The sequence below is a fragment of the Microbispora sp. NPDC049125 genome (assembly GCF_040802045.1).
Classification (GTDB): Bacteria; Actinomycetota; Actinomycetes; order Streptosporangiales; family Streptosporangiaceae; genus Microbispora.
In genome coordinates this window covers 1-1,720 of record NZ_JBEZDW010000111.1, presented here as the reverse complement: position 1 = coordinate 1,720, position 1,720 = coordinate 1, and the positions used below count along the sequence as shown (strand labels likewise).

1 protein-coding gene is annotated in these 1,720 nt (G+C 71.0%); it reads left to right on the top strand.

What is annotated here, in order from left to right; translation table 11 throughout:
• The coding region (locus tag AB0B72_RS40200; protein ID WP_367745059.1) for a type I polyketide synthase at positions 1 to 1,720 on the top strand (1,720 nt) is incomplete at both ends.

Here is a 1,720-nt window from a genome sequence, read left to right as displayed (position 1 = left end):
CCTGGGAGGTCTTCGAGCGGGCCGGCATCGACCCGGACACGATCCGCGGCAGCCGTACCGGCGTCTTCGTCGGCTCCAACGGCCAGGACTACGGCGCGCTCCTGATGCAGGCCCCCGAGACCAGCGAGGGCTACCTCGCGACAGGCAACGCGGCAGCCGTCGTCTCCGGCCGGTTGGCCTACACCTTCGGGCTGGAGGGTCCGGCGGTCACGGTGGACACCGCCTGTTCCTCCTCCCTGGTCGCTCTCCATCTGGCCGCCCAGGCGCTGCGCCAGGGCGAATGCTCCCTCGCGCTGGCGGGTGGGGTGACGGTGATGGCGACGCCGGGGGCGTTCATCGAGTTCTCCCGGCAGCGGGGGTTGGCCGCTGATGGGCGGTGCAAGGCGTTCGCGGCGGCGGCGGACGGCACCGGGTGGGGTGAGGGTGTCGGCGTGCTGCTGCTGGAGCGGCTGTCGGACGCCGTCGCGAACGGGCATGAGGTGCTGGCCGTGGTCCGGGGCAGCGCGGTGAACCAGGACGGGGCGAGTAACGGGTTGACGGCGCCGAACGGTCCGGCTCAGCAGCGGGTGATCCGGCAGGCGCTGGCCAATGCCGGGCTGAGCCCGGCGGAGGTGGACACGGTGGAGGCGCATGGCACCGGGACGGTGCTCGGTGACCCGATCGAGGCTCAGGCACTCTTGGCGACCTACGGCCAGGACCGTGACGAGCCGCTGTATCTGGGGTCGCTGAAGTCCAACATCGGGCACACCCAAGCCGCGTCCGGTGTCGGCGGTGTGATCAAGATGGTGATGGCCATCCGTGAGGGTCTGCTGCCGCAGACGCTGCACGTGGACGAGCCCACCCCACACGTGGACTGGACGGCCGGGGACATCGAGCTGCTCACCGAGGCCAGGCCGTGGCCCGAGGTCGACCGGCCCCGCCGGGCAGGCGTGTCCTCGTTCGGAGTCAGCGGCACCAACGCCCACACCATCATCGAACAGGCTCCGGCCCACCCTCCGGTGATCCAGGGCGAGATCCTTCCCGCCCTCCCGGCGCTGCCGTTGGTGCTGTCGGGCCGTAGCGATGACGCGCTCGGCGAGCAGGCGCGCCGGCTGCGGTCGCACCTCGCTGACGGCTCTGACATCAGCCTGCTTGACCTTGCCTTCTCCCTGTCCACATCCCGGGCCGCGATGGACCACCGCGCCACAGTGATCGCCACCTCCCGCGATGACGCTCTTGACGGCCTTGACGCACTCGGACGCGGCGAGCCGGCGGCGAACCTCTTCCGGGGGGCCGTGACCGGTGGCAAGGTGGCGTTCCTCTTCACCGGCCAGGGCAGCCAGCGGGCCGGGATGGGCCGGGAGCTGTACGAGAGCTACCCGGCCTTCGCCGACGCCTTCGACCAGGTGTGCGCCCATCTCGACGGGCATCTCGACCGGCCGATCCGGGATGTGGTGTTCGGGGACGGCGATTCGCTGGTTCGTACGGAGCTCACCCAGCCGGCGTTGTTCGCGGTCGAGGTGGCGCTGTTCCGCCTGGTCGAGTCGTGGGGCCTCCGGCCGGATTTCCTGGCGGGGCATTCGATCGGGGAGATCGCCGCCGCTCACGTGGCCGGGGTGCTGTCCCTTGAGGACGCCTGCACCCTGGTCACCGCCCGAGGCCGTCTCATGCAGGCCCTCCCCGAGGGTGGGGCGATGGTCGCCCTGAACGCCTCAGAAGACGAAGTCCAGCCCCACCTCAC